The sequence below is a fragment of the Ensifer sp. 4252 genome, assembly GCF_050434565.1.
Lineage (GTDB): Bacteria > Pseudomonadota > Alphaproteobacteria > Rhizobiales > Rhizobiaceae > Ensifer.
Window position 1 is genome coordinate 1 of the sequence record NZ_JBNDIU010000050.1, and the last position, 15,826, is coordinate 15,826.

The 15,826-nt window shown below is 60.7% G+C and carries 13 protein-coding genes and 3 pseudogenes; 13 read left to right on the forward strand and 3 right to left on the reverse strand.

Features of this window, described 5'->3' with window-relative positions; genetic code table 11:
• Nucleotides 1–537 precede the first annotated feature (537 nt).
• Nucleotides 538–1,425 (reverse strand): LysR substrate-binding domain-containing protein, encoded by an 888-nt coding sequence (locus ABIE33_RS35315; RefSeq protein ID WP_429133711.1) that lies wholly within the window; start codon nucleotides 1,423–1,425, stop codon nucleotides 538–540.
• 111 nt (nucleotides 1,426–1,536) lie between these two features.
• Here ABIE33_RS35315 and ABIE33_RS35320 point away from each other — a divergent pair, with 111 nt between their 5' ends.
• From ABIE33_RS35320 to ABIE33_RS35340, 5 genes are read left to right on the forward strand one after another with little or no spacing between them, the layout of a single operon-like run.
• On the forward strand, nucleotides 1,537–2,733 hold the full coding sequence (locus ABIE33_RS35320; RefSeq protein WP_429133713.1) for a trans-sulfuration enzyme family protein: 1,197 nt from the start codon (nucleotides 1,537–1,539) through the stop codon (nucleotides 2,731–2,733).
• Nucleotides 2,734–2,780: 47 nt separating this feature from the next.
• Nucleotides 2,781–3,806 carry an amino acid ABC transporter substrate-binding protein gene (locus tag ABIE33_RS35325; protein ID WP_429133714.1) on the forward strand — a complete coding sequence of 342 codons (1,026 nt, stop codon included), beginning with the start codon at nucleotides 2,781–2,783 and terminating at the stop codon, nucleotides 3,804–3,806.
• A 14-nt stretch (nucleotides 3,807–3,820) separates the two neighbouring features.
• Nucleotides 3,821–4,945, forward strand: coding sequence for an amino acid ABC transporter permease (locus ABIE33_RS35330; RefSeq protein WP_429133716.1), 1,125 nt, complete (start codon nucleotides 3,821–3,823; stop codon nucleotides 4,943–4,945).
• Complete coding sequence (locus ABIE33_RS35335) at nucleotides 4,942–6,051, forward strand: amino acid ABC transporter permease (RefSeq protein ID WP_429133718.1); 1,110 nt, start codon at nucleotides 4,942–4,944, stop codon at nucleotides 6,049–6,051. Before ABIE33_RS35330 ends, ABIE33_RS35335 begins: the two co-directional genes overlap by 4 nt.
• Nucleotides 6,051–6,812, forward strand: a complete 762-nt coding sequence (locus ABIE33_RS35340; RefSeq protein WP_429133719.1) for an amino acid ABC transporter ATP-binding protein — start codon at nucleotides 6,051–6,053, stop codon at nucleotides 6,810–6,812. Before ABIE33_RS35335 ends, ABIE33_RS35340 begins: the two co-directional genes overlap by 1 nt.
• A 444-nt stretch (nucleotides 6,813–7,256) precedes the next feature.
• Here the strand turns inward: ABIE33_RS35340 and ABIE33_RS35345 are convergent, their stop codons facing one another.
• The gene (locus ABIE33_RS35345) at nucleotides 7,257–8,093 is read right to left on the reverse strand and encodes a quinone oxidoreductase family protein (RefSeq protein WP_429133721.1); all 837 of its coding nucleotides are present in this window, start codon (nucleotides 8,091–8,093) and stop codon (nucleotides 7,257–7,259) included.
• On the opposite strand from ABIE33_RS35345, the pseudogene ABIE33_RS35350 reads away from it, so the two are divergent.
• From ABIE33_RS35350 to ABIE33_RS35370, 5 genes and pseudogenes are all read left to right on the forward strand, one after another.
• Nucleotides 7,984–8,508 (forward strand): annotated as a pseudogene (locus ABIE33_RS35350) (DUF938 domain-containing protein). The gene ABIE33_RS35345 and the pseudogene ABIE33_RS35350 sit on opposite strands and share 110 nt — an antisense overlap.
• A 175-nt stretch (nucleotides 8,509–8,683) precedes the next feature.
• Nucleotides 8,684–9,526 (forward strand): annotated as a pseudogene (locus ABIE33_RS35355) (tyrosine-type recombinase/integrase).
• A 3-nt stretch (nucleotides 9,527–9,529) separates the two neighbouring features.
• Nucleotides 9,530–10,715 (forward strand): annotated as a pseudogene (locus ABIE33_RS35360) (IS91 family transposase).
• Nucleotides 10,712–10,942, forward strand: coding sequence for a hypothetical protein (locus ABIE33_RS35365; protein WP_429133723.1), 231 nt, complete (start codon nucleotides 10,712–10,714; stop codon nucleotides 10,940–10,942). Before ABIE33_RS35360 ends, ABIE33_RS35365 begins: the two are co-directional and overlap by 4 nt.
• A gap of 458 nt (nucleotides 10,943–11,400) precedes the next feature.
• Complete coding sequence (locus ABIE33_RS35370) at nucleotides 11,401–12,432, forward strand: IS110 family transposase (RefSeq protein WP_429133725.1); 1,032 nt, start codon at nucleotides 11,401–11,403, stop codon at nucleotides 12,430–12,432.
• Between the two features lie 321 nt (nucleotides 12,433–12,753).
• On the opposite strand, the gene ABIE33_RS35375 is transcribed toward ABIE33_RS35370, so the two are convergent.
• On the reverse strand, nucleotides 12,754–13,650 hold the full coding sequence (locus ABIE33_RS35375) for an NAD(P)/FAD-dependent oxidoreductase (RefSeq protein WP_429133727.1): 897 nt from the start codon (nucleotides 13,648–13,650) through the stop codon (nucleotides 12,754–12,756).
• On the opposite strand from ABIE33_RS35375, the gene ABIE33_RS35380 reads away from it, so the two are divergent.
• The 3 genes from ABIE33_RS35380 to ABIE33_RS35390 all read left to right on the forward strand — a co-directional run bounded on the left by ABIE33_RS35380 (nucleotide 13,634) and on the right by ABIE33_RS35390 (nucleotide 15,477).
• Nucleotides 13,634–13,837 (forward strand): hypothetical protein, encoded by a 204-nt coding sequence (locus ABIE33_RS35380; protein ID WP_429133729.1) that lies wholly within the window; start codon nucleotides 13,634–13,636, stop codon nucleotides 13,835–13,837. The two genes, ABIE33_RS35375 and ABIE33_RS35380, sit on opposite strands and share 17 nt — an antisense overlap.
• Before the next feature lie 93 nt (nucleotides 13,838–13,930).
• A complete protein-coding gene (locus ABIE33_RS35385; RefSeq protein WP_429133731.1) occupies nucleotides 13,931–14,578 on the forward strand; it encodes a TetR/AcrR family transcriptional regulator in 648 nt (215 codons plus the stop codon).
• Between the two features lie 35 nt (nucleotides 14,579–14,613).
• Nucleotides 14,614–15,477, forward strand: coding sequence for a class I SAM-dependent methyltransferase (locus ABIE33_RS35390; RefSeq protein WP_429133732.1), 864 nt, complete (start codon nucleotides 14,614–14,616; stop codon nucleotides 15,475–15,477).
• Nucleotides 15,478–15,826: the final 349 nt, after the last annotated feature.

Genomic DNA, 15,826 nt, shown 5'->3' on the forward strand with positions numbered 1-15,826 from the left:
ACGGCGGTCTGGATCGCAGTGCCAAGCTTCTCAAGACGCTCCACAAAACGCGTCAACCAGCCCGAGTCTCGCATGACTTTTCCGCTGGACCGCCTCGCATCATGGTGGCGATGAGCCCGTCGCCCAGAATGAAGACAGGATGCTTTGCGAAACATTTGAGCAGCTTCGCCGAGACATAAAGGCGACGACGCTTACTTCCGCTATCGGCGGCGCAAAGATGCCGTTACCTTGAAACTAGACACTGTCTGCTTTCCGGCAGGTGCAAGGTCTGCTTCATCAGTCGAAATGGAGGCGCAAACCTGTGGTCCTCGCACAACCGATTGAGGTTCGCTTCGGGTCGAAGGAAACCCTTTGCGCTGGGCTGTTCTGCGGATGTTGACGTTCTAGGCTAAAATGATCGCACAATGTTCAACTGAAATGCGTTAGCTGCGCCTTCGTAGCACGATAACATAAGCCTGGCCGTCATCTTCCGAGGGTGCGGTCTCGGCTGCCTCGACGTCCGCTTTCGCCGCCGCGCGCTCATCGAGATCAAGACAATCAATCTTGGAAAACTGAATGACGCATCACCTCGTCGACGAAATCGGAGACGATGCGAGAGGGTTGTCGGTTGGGCGGCAAGAGCAGCAGGGTCTTGAAATAGACGGCCGGTTCGAAGGGCCGCAAGGAAAGGCCGCGACCGACATAGGGCTCTGCGGTCATCGGATTGACCATCCCGATCCCCATCCCAGCCTGAACCATTGCGCAGATCGTCGTCGAGTAGGGGGTCTCGAGGACCATCTTCGGCTTGACGTTTTCGTTGAAGAAGATCGTTTCCGCCGATCTGCGCGTGGTGTCCTCGGGTGACAACGCGATGAACGCCTCGCCGTCGATATCTTGCGGTCGGATGACGTTGTGTACCTCCAACCGATGCCCAACAGGCACGGCGATCGCTACGCGGTATCGCGCGAACGGGCGGACATCGACACCGGCAACGTCGATCTCATCCGCCGCAAGCCCGACATCGAACTGGCCGCTGGCGACCAGATCCTTCACGACGGAAGACATTTGTGCCTGGAACGTTATCGCGACGTTCGGATGCCTTGTTTGAAAGCCGCGCAGGGCCCGCGGCAGCACGTTGGTGCTCAGGGCTGAAAGACTGGCGACCCGGATCTCACCGGACCCGAAATCACGGATGCGGGCGGCAGCACTCTTGAGGTGGACCAGACCCAAAAATGAACCTTCAACCTCGCGGAAGAACATCTGTCCTTCAGAGGTCGGAAACATCCTGCCTTTTTCCCGGCGGAAGAGCGCGAAGCCAATGTCGCGCTCAAGCTCCTGGATCGCCTTGCTGACCGCAGGCTGCGAGATGCGAAGCACTTCGGCAGCACGTGACGCCGTGCCGTTGGTCATGACAGCGTAAAAGACCTCGATCTGGCGGATGTTCATGGCGTGGACCTTATAACTACAGCGAATATGGTTTCATAATATTGATATTGGACGGAATGGATACGCCAATGTTTAATCCCATCAACGAAATCTCTCGGGAAGAAACCAAAGATGAAAGATCTCACCCAGTGCGTACTCACGCCGGACGTCGACATGGACGGTTTTGCGACGCTTGGCGCGGCGACCTATCGCGGTTCCACGATCGTATTCAAGAACGCCGAAGCTTACAGGACGCGCGGCGAGCGGGGCCATCAGGGCTACACCTATGGCCTCTACGGAACGCCGACGACGCGGACCTTGGAAGCAAAACTGACGGCGCTTGAGAAGGGAGTGCGCACATTCCTGGTCCCGTCCGGTCAAGCCTCGAACTCCGTCGCCATGCTTTCGTTCTTGAGCTCCGGCGATAAGGTCTTGATTGCCGATACCTCCTATCCTCCAGTTCGCGACTTCGCCAACCGAGACCTCGCACGCTTCGGAATTGAAGTTGCTTACTATGATACGGTGGCGATCGACGATCTCGAGCGGCAAATCGACAACCGCACCAAGCTTGTCTGGTGCGAATCCCCTGGTTCCACGACCATGGAAATCCAGGATCTGCCGAGAATCGCGGAGATCGCCCATCGCCATGGCGCGCTCGTCGGCTGCGACAATACCTGGGCAACGCCGCTCAACTACAAGCCGCTCACGCTCGGCGCCGACATCGTCACGGAGGCTCTCACCAAATACGTCTCCGGGCACTCCGATGTGTTGATGGGGTCGATTACGGTGCGCGCAGAGGAGCACATCGTTTCACTTCGCGCGACCCTTGGTCGGCTCGGCATTGGTGTTTCGCCTGACGATGCGACGCTTGTGCTGCGGGGCATGGAAACGCTTGGCGTGCGCCTCAGGCATGCCGCCGAAGGAGCTGCCGAGATCATCGCGCTGATCCAGCAGCACCCTCTGGTCGACCGGGTGCTATACCCCTCGCTGCCGGATTTCCCGGGGCATGACATCTGGAAGCGTGACTTCCTGGGCGTGAGCGGCGTCTTCAGCGTCGTCCTGAAGCCCGAAGCGACCGAACACGCGGCCGTGGCTCTCGACGTGCTGCGCACGTTTGCCATTGGTGCCTCATGGGGCGGAACCCGTAGCCTCATCGCACCCATGCCTGTCAAGCAGAACCGCACCGCCAGCCAGTGGCATGGGGACGATCTGGTCCTGAGGATCAGCATCGGCCTGGAAGATCTCGACGACCTCAAGGCCGACATCGCGGCGTTCCTCGCCGACATAACCGAACGATCTGTACCAGCGAGGGTCTCCAGGGCGAGCTGAACGCCTGATCTCCGAATTCTCACAACCAACAAAAAAGGGGAATGAACATGAAACTGAAGCGACTTGGAATGTGCGCTGCGCTCACCATTGGCCTGGCCGCCGGATCCGCTCCGGCCTTTGCAGGCGCAACGCTCGACGCGGTTAAAGCCCGGGGCTTTCTGAAATGCGCCGCGAGCCAGGGCACGGTTGGCTTCGGGGCTCCGGACGAGAAGGGCTATTGGCGTGGCCTTGACGTTGAGACCTGTCGGGCCGTGGCCGTTGCGGTCTTCAACGACAAGGACAAGGTGGAATTCGTGCCGTTGAGCGGCCAACAGCGCGTGCCGGCCCTGCAGACCGGGGAGATCGACATCTTGCCGCGGACATTCACCTGGACCCTACGCCGGGATGCCAACGGGCTCAACTTCACGACGCCGAACTATTACGAGTTCACCGGCTTCATGATGCCGAAGGCACTTGGCGTGACGAATGTCGAGGACATGAATGGAGCGTCGGTTTGCGTCCAGACCGGATCGACGACAGAGGTCGTCGCAAATGACGTCTCCAAGGAACACAATCTCGGCCTGACGCCGGTGGTGTTCGAGAACAGTTCCGCCTTGAGCCAGGCGTTCTTCTCGGGCCGTTGCGATGCCCTGATCACCGATGCCGCAGCGCTCGCATCGTTGAGGGCGACGAAAGCCGAGAACGCCGATGACTACGTCATCTTGCCTGCAACCAAATTCATGGATGCGCTGACCCCGGCGGTCCGCCACGGCGACGACCAGTGGCTCGATATCGTCAACTGGTCGATCCAGGCGCTAATCGCGGGCGAACAGCTCGGAATTACGCAAGCCAATGTCACGGAGATGGAAAAGTCCGAGGATCCACGGGTAAAGCGCTTCCTTGGGGTCGAACCCGGAAATGGTGCCGCCATCGGTCTTGATGAAAAGTTTGCCGCCAACATCATCGCGAAGCTCGGCAACTACGGCGAAGTGTTCGATCGCAACCTCGGCAAGGGCAGCCCGCTGAAGCTCGATCGCGGCGCAAACCGGCTGTTCAGCGATGGCGGGCTAATGTTCCCGTTGGCCTTCCAATAACCGCGGAGGCTGGCATGCTCTCGACATTACTGGACAATCGCCACGCTCGAAGTGCTGCTCTTCAAGTCCTGTTGCTCGTGGGATTTGCCAGCCTTCTCTACTGGCTGTGGTCGAATACCGCTGCGAACCTTGCTGCACGCGGCATTCAGGTTGGCTTTGAATACCTGCATCGGCAGGCAAACTTCCCGATCTCGGAGAGTTTCCTGCCTTATGACCCCTCCGACACGTTCGGTTGGGCCTATCTGGTGGGCCTGACCAACACGGCGGCAATCTCGGTGCTTGCGATCGCCACCTCAACTGTCCTCGGCCTGTTGATCGCGCTGGTACGTCTCGCGCGTAATCCACTTGCATCGACCATGGCAGGGGCCTTTGTCGGCGGCGTGCGCAACATGCCGCTGATCGTTCAGCTGCTGTTTTGGTACGCGCTCGCCACCACGCTGCTGCCGGCTCCCCGATTAGCCTTCAATCCGTTACCCGGCGTCTATCTGTCGCTTCGCGGGCTATATATTCCGTCGGTATCGCTCGGACCATACGGTCTAACCTTCCTCGTGACGGTCGTAGCGCTTGCAGTGGCTTTCTGGCGGTTCGGAAGAGGTGTCCAGCTGGTCTCGAGAAGAGCTGTGGCTGGGATCTCGATCGGCGCTGCGGCGCTCTTCGCAGTGGCCGCCCTTGAACCGTCGGTCAGTCTGCCTCAACTCAAAGGGCTCAATTTCGTCGGCGGCGTGCGATTGTCGCCGGAGTTTGCCGCGTTGATGCTTGGCCTGATCATCTACACGTCAGTCTTCATCAGCGAGGTGATCCGTGGGGGGATTGAAGCCGTGTCGCGGGGCCAATGGGAGGCCGGACGCGCCCTTGGCTTGTCTGAGCGCCAAACAATGTTTCGCATCATCATCCCCCAGGCGCTCCGCGTCATCATTCCCCCGATGACATCGCAGTACCTATCAACCGTGAAGAACACGACGTTGGCGCTGGCGGTCGGCTATCCGGAACTCGGCCTCGTGGTCGGGACCGTGATCAACCAGACAGGGCAGGCCATCGAAAGCATCGCAATCCTGTTGGCCGTCTTCCTGACGATCAGTATCGCGGTATCGCTGTTCATGAACTGGTACAACGCTCACGTGGCATTGGGGACACGATGACAAGCATTGCGACAATGAACTACGCCATCGCGGCAACCGAGCTCGTCGCGCCGCAGAAAGCACCGCCGGCCAGGCGTGTGCCGATCGTCAAGGTCCTTTTCGGTGACATGCTGAGCGCTCTCCTGACGCTCGGTGCGGTGGCGGTAATCCTCTCGCTGGTTCCGGCATTCCGCTGGGCCGTGACAGATGCCGTCTTGTCTTCGGACGATCCGTCCGCCTGCAGGTCCGGCGGCGCTTGCTGGGCATTCATCGAAGCGAAGTTCCGTTTCATCCTGTTCGGACTCTATCCGCCAGGCGAACAGTGGCGTCCTACCGTCGTCATCGCACTTGTTCTCGGCATGGTCCTGATATCGCTTTCTCCCGCCCTTTGGGGAAGGAAGCTCCTGTGCGCCTGGATCGCAGCCGGCTGTGCCATGCTCGCGTTGATGTGGGGCGGCTTTGCGGGCCTCGCGCACGTATCCACTTCCAATTGGGGCGGATTGCCGGTGACGCTTCTGCTTGCGCTGTTATCGCTCGGACTTGGGTTTCCGTTTGCGATCTTCCTCGCACTGGGACGACGATCCAAGCTGCCAATTCTGCGCCTGCTTTCGATCGGTTTGATCGAGACGGTGCGGGGATTGCCGCTGGTCGGGCTGCTGTTCGTCGCCTCGATCCTGCTGCCGCTGCTCTTGCCCCCAGGGCTCGATATCGACAAGCTCGGCCGTACGCTTGCCGCGCTGACGGTGTTCTCCGCCGCCTATCTGGCGGAGGTGCTTCGCGGCGGTCTTCAGGCGATCCCGCCGGGGCAGATAGAGGCCGCCAAGGCGCTGGGGATCCCTCCGTGGAAAGCGATCCAGCATATTGTCCTCCCGCAGGCGATCCAGAAGGTCATCCCGCCGTTGACCAACACCGCGATCGTCATGGTCAAGAACACCAGCCTCGTGATGATTGTCGGCGTCTTTGACATGCTGAGCGCAGGGCGTTCGGTGGCAATGGATCCGATCTGGCCAGGTCCCTATACCGAAGCCTATCTGTTCGTCGGCCTGATCTATTTCGGCATCTGCGTCGGAATCTCATATTACGCGCGTTGGCTGGAAATACGCGTGAAGGCAAAGGATTATCGCTGATGGCTATCGAAGAAGTGCGGCCCGTCGAGGAGCCGGCAATCGTCATTCGCAACATGGACAAATGGTACGGCAACTATCATGTTCTTCGGGACGTCAGCCTCTCGGTTCAACCGCGCGAGCGGATCGTGATCTGCGGCCCCTCGGGTTCCGGGAAGTCGACGCTCATCCGGTGCGTCAACCATCTCGAAGAGCACCAGAAAGGTGAGATCATCGTCAATGGCGTCACACTCAATGAGAGCCTGAAGAACATCGATACGATCCGGCGCGATGTCGGAATGGTGTTCCAGCATTTTAACCTCTTTCCGCATCTGTCGGTGCTTGAAAACTGCGCGTTGCCGCAGATCCTGTCTCGAGGTATGCCCCGTAAAGTCGCGGAGGAGCGTGGAATGCAGTTTTTGGAACGTGTGCGCATTCCGGAGCAGGCATGCAAGTTCCCGGGACAGCTCTCGGGCGGGCAGCAGCAACGGGTTGCGATCGCGCGCGCGCTCTGCATGACACCGAAGGTGATGCTGTTCGACGAACCGACATCGGCGCTTGACCCGGAGATGGTCAAGGAGGTGCTCGACACCATGGTGTCCCTTGCCGAAGAAGGCATGACCATGATCGTCGTTACCCACGAGATGGGGTTCGCCCGTCGAGTGGCTGACCGTGTCGTATTCATGGATCAAGGCTCGATTGTCGAAAGCAACGTCCCGGATGTGTTCTTCGGCGCTCCGGCCAACGAGCGGACGAGAAACTTCCTCAGGCAGATCGTCCACTAGCCTAACGATCAGATAGTTCCTTGCGACAGGAATTCAGGAAGGAGCCTGTCGCGGCCAGAATGGCTTACCGCGTGCCATTCGGCTACCTACAGGATTTGCCTGGCATCGAGAGCGTTGACCTGCGTGCTGTAGCGGGAAGCTCTCGCACAGCAGAAACGCCTACCTGTGGACGAACGCGGGTGGAGACCCCCTTCATCACGAATGGCGAAATTGCGATCTTCTCGAGATATCGGGACCGACAACCGAATTGTGGCGCCCTCGGACCGCCTTGATGTTGCCGGCCATGATCTTCAGCAATTGATTGCCTTCGCCGAGACAAAACAGACGTTGCCTTTGAACGCTCGTGCCTAGGACGCTGACTGAAGCGGCTAGCGCGTTCTAACAGTGCGCCCCAGCGGACCTTGCCGGTGCTAAAGCCATCCTGGTACCTCATTGGTCAAGACTTCAAATGCGCAGGACAACCCGGCCAATGGTTTCGCCCGCTTCTAGTGCCTGATGCGCGTCGCCGATGCCTTCAAACGAAACCACGCGGTCGATGTGAGCGCGCAGCGCGCCACAGTCGACCATATTGGCGATCTCGTTGAGTACCTTGACTTGTCGCAGCCTGTTCCGATGATCGCGAGCGATCTGCGGCAGGCCGATGTTGACGAACGAGACGTCGAGGTTTTTCCATTCCGCCATGGCGTTGCCGCCCTTGGGCCATTCAGAGACCACGGTGTTCACCAGACGGCCATAAGCAGCAGTGTGCTCGAAGCTCCTCGCGAAGTTATCGTGCCCGACAAAGTCGAACACGACGTCGGCGCCGTCCTTTCCGCTCCAGGCCTTTAGCTCCTTGTTGACGTCCTGACTCCTGTAGCGGATGGCCAACTCGGCACCCATCCCGAGAGCGAATTCCGCCTTGATATCACTCGAGACCGTGGTCGCCGTCCGAGCACCGATCCCCGAGAGATACTGGATCGCGATATGGCCGAGACCACCCGCGCCCCCATGCACCAGGACGTGGTCGCAGGACTGAACCTTGCCTTTGTCGAAAACGGCTTCCCAGGCCGTCAGTCCCACCACCGGAAGCGCGGACGCCTGCACGAAGTCTAGGCTTGAAGGTTTCTTCGAAACATAAGCGCCGTGAACGACCTTCGCGGTCCTAAGACGTGTCCTTCCAACACGTGGCGCCGTGCTGGAGATTGGATGCGGGACCGGCGAGCACGCCGTGTGTTTTGCGGGAGCAATACCCAACCTCACCTGGCAGCCGAGCGATCCGGATGCCGACGCCCGCACCAGCACATCTAGCTGGATCAAATTCGCCGGGCTGAAAAATGTGCTGGCACCGCGGGACATCGATGTGTGCTCAGGACAATAGGGCGTCGAACAAACGGGGCATTTTGACGCCATCGTGTCGATCAATATGATCCATATCGCGCCATGGGCGGCAAGCTTAGGATTGTTCGCAGGAGCTGGCCGTTTGCTTCACGCTGGTGGGCTTCTTCTTCTCTACGGCCCATTCATGCGCGACGGGGCACACAACGCCCCCTCGAACGCTGCTTTCCACGCGGCTCTAAAGGAGCGCAACCCATCCTGGGGCGTGCGTGATATCGCTGATCTTGAACAAGTGGGTGAGGCCGCTGGACTTAATCTCCGCGAGACGATCGAGATGCCTACCAACAATATGTTGCTGGTCTTCTCCAGCGGTAGTGCCTAAACGACAAACGGGCGCGAAAGAGAGGTGGGCCTATAGCAGCATTCGACGAACGAACCCGCTGCGCGGGAGGGCGTCTGCGGTTGGAATAGGGGGCACAGGCTGGAGGTTGCGCCTGGGTTGAACGTCGTCCGGCAAGGGCGGAGCATGAGGAGCTTCTTCAACAAGGAGCCTGACCATGCAGTACCCCCATCTCGACACGCCCGTCAGCCCGCTGCGCCAGCGGTTGATCGACGACATGAACATGCGACGTTTCTCACGCGAAACGCAGCGCAACTATCTCCGCGACATCGGTCGCCTGGCAACCTTTCTCGGGCGTTCACCTTCCCGTTCCGACGATGAACAGCATCGTGTCGGCGCTACGGTTCTTCTTCACCCAGACCCTCGATCGCCCGGACCTGGCGCGCAGGCTCGTCCGGCTGGCGCATCCTCGGAACCTGCCTGTGGTGCTGAGCCGCGACGAGGTTGCCCGGTTACTCAATGCCACCACCTGCCTCAAGCAGCATTGTCGGTCGCCTATGGCGCCGGCCTACGTGTTGCGGAGGTCTCCATGCTGAAGGTCGCCGACGTCGACAGCGAGCGGATGCTGCTGCGCGTCGAACGTGGCAAAGGCGGGCGCTATCGCAATGACATGCTTTCGGAGGGCCTGCTCACCCTGCTGCGCCAGTGGTGGAAGGTGGGGCGGCAGCAGGGTGTGATGCATCGCGACGGCTGGTTATTCCCTGGCCAACACGCAATGAAGCCGATCAGCACGCGGCAGCTCTATCGGATCGTCGTTGAGGCGGCCCAGGCCGCCGACATCGCCAAGCGGGTCGGGCCGCATACGCTGCGCCACAGCTTCGCCACCCACCTGCTGGAGGACGGCACGGACATTCGGATCATCCAGGTCCTGCTCGGGCACGCAAAACTCAACAACACCGCCCTCTACGCCAAGGTGGCGACCAGGACGGTCCGCACAGTTACGAGTCCGCTCGACAAGCTCGGCCTGTTCAAGCCGGAAGAAGCCTTCCCCGACGGTTGAGCCTTGCGTGCCTCGATCGAGGTCGCCGACATCTTCCGTGGTGCCGGCGCGGCATACCGGCGCGCGCATGCAGGACATCTGAGCCTGCCGCAACTGAAGGTGATGTCGGCTGTCGAGAACTGCCGCACTGCTGCCCTCGGCGGTCACGTCGAGGCCTGCGAGGACTGCGGCCAGCGGCGGATCGCCTACAACTCCTGCCGCAATCGGCATTGCCCAAGGTGCCAGGGCGCAGCGGCACGGAGATGGCTTGCCGAACGCGAGGCTGATCTGCTTCCAGTCGGCTACTTCCACGCCGTGTTCACCCTGCCGGCCGAGGCCGCCGACATAGCGTGCCAGAACAAGGCGCCCGTCTATGACCTGCTGTTCAAGGCGGCGTCGGAGACGATGCTGACCATCGCGGCCGATCGCAAGCACGTCGGCGCGCACATCGGCATCACCGCCGTGCTCCACACCTGGGGATCGGCGATGACGCACCATCCGCATGTGCACATGATCGTTCCGGGCGGCGGCATCACGCCAGACGGAAGCCGATGGATATCATCGCGCCCGGCCTTCCTGCTTCCGGTACGCGTACTCAGCAAACTGTTTCGACTTCACCCGGCTGGTCACTCTGCACGACGCCGGGCGGCTCAGCTTTTTTGGCGCACTTGCTCATCTCGCCGAGCGGCAGGCATTCTTGCGGCATCTATCGCCGGTCCGAAAGAAACGCTGGGTGGTCTATGCGAAGGCGCCTTTCGCGGGTCCTGAGGCGGTTCTTGCCTATCTGTCGCGCTATACCCACCGGGTCGCAATCTCGAACCGCCGCCTGATCACCTTCGACGAAACTGGCGTCACCTTCCGCTATAAAGACTACCGCCGCGACGGCTGCGACCGGCAGCAGATCATGACGCTCGCGGTCGATGAGTTCATCCGCCGTTTCCTACTCCATGTCTTGCCGCGTGGTTTCCATCGTATCCGGCACTACGGCCTGCTCGCCGGCTCAACCCGCAAGACCAGCCTCGCGCTCGCGCGCGAACTCCTCCACGTCGCCGCACCGGTCGATGACGGCGTACCAGGCGAACAGGACGACTTCCGCCCGCCATGCCCCTGCTGCGGCGGACGAATGATCGTCATCGAGATGTTTGAACGCTGGAAGCAGCCGCGCGGACCGCCGGATGCGACGGCGACGAACCGGGAGACGGCTTCATGACCCGGCATGGCATGGTCAAGACTTCAGGCGCAGGCGTCACGCCTCCGGCAACCGACCCGCATGCGTCCGTGGCGATCATTGCCGCCGACAGGGTCGCGGCGAGCCTGGGCCAGGCCCGGAAAGCCGCGCGGGTGCGCAAAGAAGCGACCTGCCCGCAATCCATCATCCCACTCCTTGACTGCGATCCTGCTACCGCGCACATGAGCCGCAGATTGAAATCTCCATAGCCTTCGACTGGGGTCCGCGGGTTCCTTCCTCGGGGACTTTCGTACGCCTCGCGGCGCCCGAAACTCTTCACGGTTCCGGACAGGCCGCTTTGGACCACCGCTTTTCGAAAGCAGACATCGGAGCGCGGTTGCGTCGACGGCTCATTTGTGGCGGCAAACCGTGCAAGACAAGCGTCGGTTGACCATCGGGATCCCCACCCTGCTGCGCGTGAAAGGTGCCGTGTGGCAGGTCGAAGGTGACGTGTTACACGGCCAGCCGGTTTTCCGTGGCACCGGCCCGCAACCTTCAGAATATGAGTAGCCCGCGGCAGCCGGAGAAGGGAATCTGTGCTCTCAAACATGGAGTAATCGCGGCGCGACGGTCTGTAGCTTTTGGCTGGTGAGGGCGGTTGCCCCCGATAAGATGGAAAAACGGGCTCTCGATTGGAACCGGGCCCAAACATCGGATGGAGGCAACCGTGAACCAATATATTGGCCTTGATGTTTCATTGAAAGATACCGCAATTTCGATCCGGGAGGACGGGAAGCGGATCTGGCGGGGGAAATGTCCTTCGGATCCCAAGCTTCTTGCACAGATGATCCGCAAAAAAGCTCCGCGCGCGCGGCGCGTCGTATTCGAAACAGGACCTTTGTCGACGTGGTTCTATCACGCGCTGACGAGCGAGGGAGTGCCAGCGATCTGCATTGAAGCGCGGCACGCGCAAAAGGTATTGAACGAAGCGCTCAACAAGACCGATGCCAACGATGCGGATGGTTTAGCGCAACTCGCTGAAGCAGGCTTTTACAAAGCGGTTCGCGTCAAGTCGTTTGACGCCATGATGACCCGCACATTGGTGGCTGCCCGGCAACAGCTCTTGCACATCTCAACGCAACTCGGCAATCAAATCCGCGGCCTGATGAAGACCTTCGGTCTGATCATCCCGAAAGCGAAGGGTCGAGTGTTTGATGGCGATGTGCGGAAGCTTTTGGATGGGAACAGCGAGCTTGCGAAGATTATCTTGCCTCTTTTGGAGGCGTGGCACGATATCCGCAAGCGCGCAGCCGATCTTGGTCGCCAGTTGCTGATAGTGGCACGTGCGAGCCAAGCCACGAAGCTCTTGATGACAATTCCGGGAATCGGCGCGGTCACAGCGGTGTCCTACGTTACGGCAAATGAAAATCCAGAAAACTTTCGAACGTCGCGCTCGGTTGGCGCCTGGCTTGGGCTGACAACGCGGCGTTATCAGTCAGGCGAGGTCGACTATGACGGCCATATCTCGCGAAGGGGTGACAATCGTTTACGTGGGCTGCTTTATGAAGCGGCGACGGTGCTTTTGACGCGAACCAGTGCCAGCACCGAGAGCAGTCTCAAGAGTTGGGGACTTAAGCTGCGCGAGCGGCTTGGCTTCAAGCGAGCCGCTGTGGCCGTCGCCCGGAAACTCGCGGTCATCATGCACAGCATGCTCAAGACGGGAGAAGTGTTCAACGCATCGGCTGGCGCGGCCATATAGGCGACGCTCAGCCTTCGTCCCTCAGCGCGCCACCAGCTTTGGGTGCTGAGCGTCCCTGCTGCGGACGTGGGCAGGATCATTCCGCTTCGCTGGCGGCAGCTCGTTGAGACTGCGCCTCAAACATTAGGAAGATCCCACCTGCGAAGACCATTGTGCGGCGACATTTGTCGACCGCGGAGACAACCCTGCTCCCAGCACTGGATAGCTCTGAAGGACCCGGCCGGTGAGGGCAGCTCCATCCAATCAGTTCAGCCGGGTTGCCTGTCCCGCAAGCCGGTAAGGTCGCTGAATGCTCAAGCCCGCTTGACGGATGGAATGCGATTAGACAACCAGCATCGACTGCTGGGCGAAGATACCCGCCGTCGCGCCGTGCGATGTTGCCGTGGTGACCGAAGCCATGGCTGGGTTGGCGAGGTCGCCGGCGGCGTAGATGCCGGGCGTGCTGGTTTCGCGGCGCTCGTCGACCTTGAGGGCGATGCCGAGGGGTGTATCGAGCGTGGCGAGTCCCAGTGATTCATGCAGGCTTGCGGACGGCTTGTTGCGCGGATGCGCGAACAAAATATCGACTGCGACATTGGGGGCGGTATCGAGCTTGACGGTGGCATTATGGCCCCCGTGACGGGCGATTTCGGTGATCCGGCCGTCAACGACAGGTATGTTGCGGCGCGCCAGATCGGCCCGGATATCGGGTGCAATGTCGTGACCATCGGCGAAGACCGTCAACGTGTCGGTCCAATCGTGGTACAGCTTGACATAATTGTGCGACGGCGGGCCGGACCAGACGAGGCCCCAATGCTGGCCGGCGACTTCAAAGCCATCGCAATAGGGGCAGGGCACGATGGATGTGCCCCAACTTTCGGCAAAGCCCGGAACATCAGGCATCTGGTCGGCAACGCCATAGCTTAGGATCAGGCGGCGCGCCCCAAGGCTTTCGCCATCGCCGGTGAGGACAAAGAAATTGTCGATGGTGCCGGAGATGCTGTCGGCACGCGCATTGACCAGCTTAACCGTGGGATAACGCGCCAGTTGCTGCCGCGCCTCGGCCAGGATGTCCAGCGGTGGCTTGTGATCGTGGCCGAGCAGGCCATGCGAGTGGCCGGCGAAGCGGTTGCGTGGCAGGTCGGTATCGAGAACGGTGACCTTGCGGCGGGCGCGGCCGAGCTGCAGCGCGGCGGAGAGACCGGCAAAGCTGCCGCCGATGATGACGACTTCATCCATGGTGATGGGCTCCGTGTTGTGGTTGGAGGGGGATGGGTTGGGCCTGGCGCGCAATATCGTCCAGCGATACGCGCTCGAAACGGGCAGCGAGCCGGGCTTCGGCATTGGCGAGAAAGTCGCCCATCACTGTGTTGATCGACCGGACGATGCCGCATTCGATATCGCCGGGCGGCCCAGGGAAGCTTGATTTGGAGGACATCTACGCATTGGCTTGCACCTTTTAGATACTATATGGTATCGTAAATCAAGAATTAGGATACTGTCAAGGACTGGATTTGTCGTGACCAATAACAGCCAGGGCCGGCGCGGCCGGCCCGCCAACGAGGCGCTTGGCCAAACGATAGTCGACGCCGCGTGCGAACTCTTTGTGGAATTGGGTTTTCAAGCGACGACATTGGACAAGGTCGCCCAGCGAGCGAGGATATCCAAGCTCAGCATCTATCGGCACTTCGAGAACAAGGAGGCGCTGTTCAGTGCGGCCATCGCGGCCCACTGCCATCAGTTTGCACCACAGGCCATTATTGAAGGCGTCGACGGTTCGGCAGAACATCAGCTCATGGCGGTGGGAACATCCCTGCTTCGCACGCTGTTGAGCCCGGACGTCCGCAGTGTCGAAGCCATGATCATGGCCGACAAGACGAATCAAAAGTCGCTAAGCAAGCTCCATTACGAAGCCGGCCCCGCCTATGTCATCGCCCAAATCGAGGCCCTGTTGCGTCAGTTGCACGCGAAGGCGGTTCTGAACGTGCCCGATCCTCTCCCGTCCGCCCGCTTGTTTGCCGCGCTTATCAAAGGATCCGATCTCTTGATTATCGCACGCTTCGATCAGGCGAGAGCAGAGGACGACAACGAAATCGAATCCTATTGCCGGTCCGCCGTCGCCATGTTCGTCGCCGCACACGGTGGGAACGACCAAGCGGGCGGATAGCCTGGTTAAGAACGGATCAGAACAAAGGATATGGCATGACAGAGAAAAATGTTTATCAGGTAGCCGACTGGAAAGGCCAAAGCGGGGAGCGGTGGGTCACTTACCAGGCCCGGCTCGATGCCATGATGGCGGTGTTCGGCCAGGCCGCGATCGAAGCCGCCGCGCCCGCCATGGGCGAACGCGTGCTGGACGTCGGCTGCGGCGCGGGGGCGTCTAGTCTGGATCTGGCCGCCCGCGTCGGCGCGAGGGGCCATGTGCTAGGCGTGGACATATCCGAACCGCTGATCGGCAGAGCGCGCGCGCTAGCGCCGCAGGATACGCCGGCCGTGTTCGAGGTGGCCGACGCCAGCAGCACCGAATTGCCCCAGGGCGCGTTCGACATCCTGTTCTCGCGCTTCGGAGTGATGTTCTTTGACGATCCTACGGCGGCCTTCACTCATATGCGCCGTGCGCTCAAGCCGGGCGCGCGGGTCGCTTTCGTCTGCTGGCGCGGCATGGCCGAGAACGATTGGGTGCGCTTGCCGATGGGCGCGATGAAGGGCATCCTCCCGCCGATGACGCCGCCCGGTCCCGAAGCGCCCGGCCCGTTCTCGTTTGGCGACCAGGGGCGGGTGGCGCGTATTCTAACGGTGGCTGGCTTCACCGATGTCGCTATCGCGCCCCTCGATGCCTCCATCCCGTTCGGCAAGGGGGAGACGCGGGACGCGGCGCTCGACGACGCGGTGAAGATGACACTCGAGGTCGGCCCGCTGGCGCGCTCTCTCGCTGATCAGCCCGACGATATCCGCGCCCGCGCCTCGGCTGCGGTTCGTGCGGTCTTCGCGGGCTGCCCCGGTGAGCGGTCGGTGATGATCGACGGCGCGGCGTGGATCGTCACCGCGCGCAATCCGGCAAGCTGACAGGGATTAACAGGGGTAGACGCCCCGTCTCGATGGCTCGGCGTCGGCCGTGAAGCGATCGACCCCGCACCGCTTGCGGCCGGAACGCAGAGGAGGTAGGGCGGCGGGCTTTTGTCCCAGGTCGCACCGCCGCCATTGGTTTATATCGCGCTCATCGGCGACTACCTCTGGAACGAAATTGACCGCCCCCTCAAACGATTCAGGCCAATCCGCGCTAACCAATTCAATCCAAACAAGTCAGTTTCCCTTAGCAGGTACAATCCTGTTTCATAATGCCCATCTTTCTATGTTGTTGAAGAGAATAAGGTTTCCTGATCTGGATGCGATCCTGTGGGGTGTCGAGGGTTTT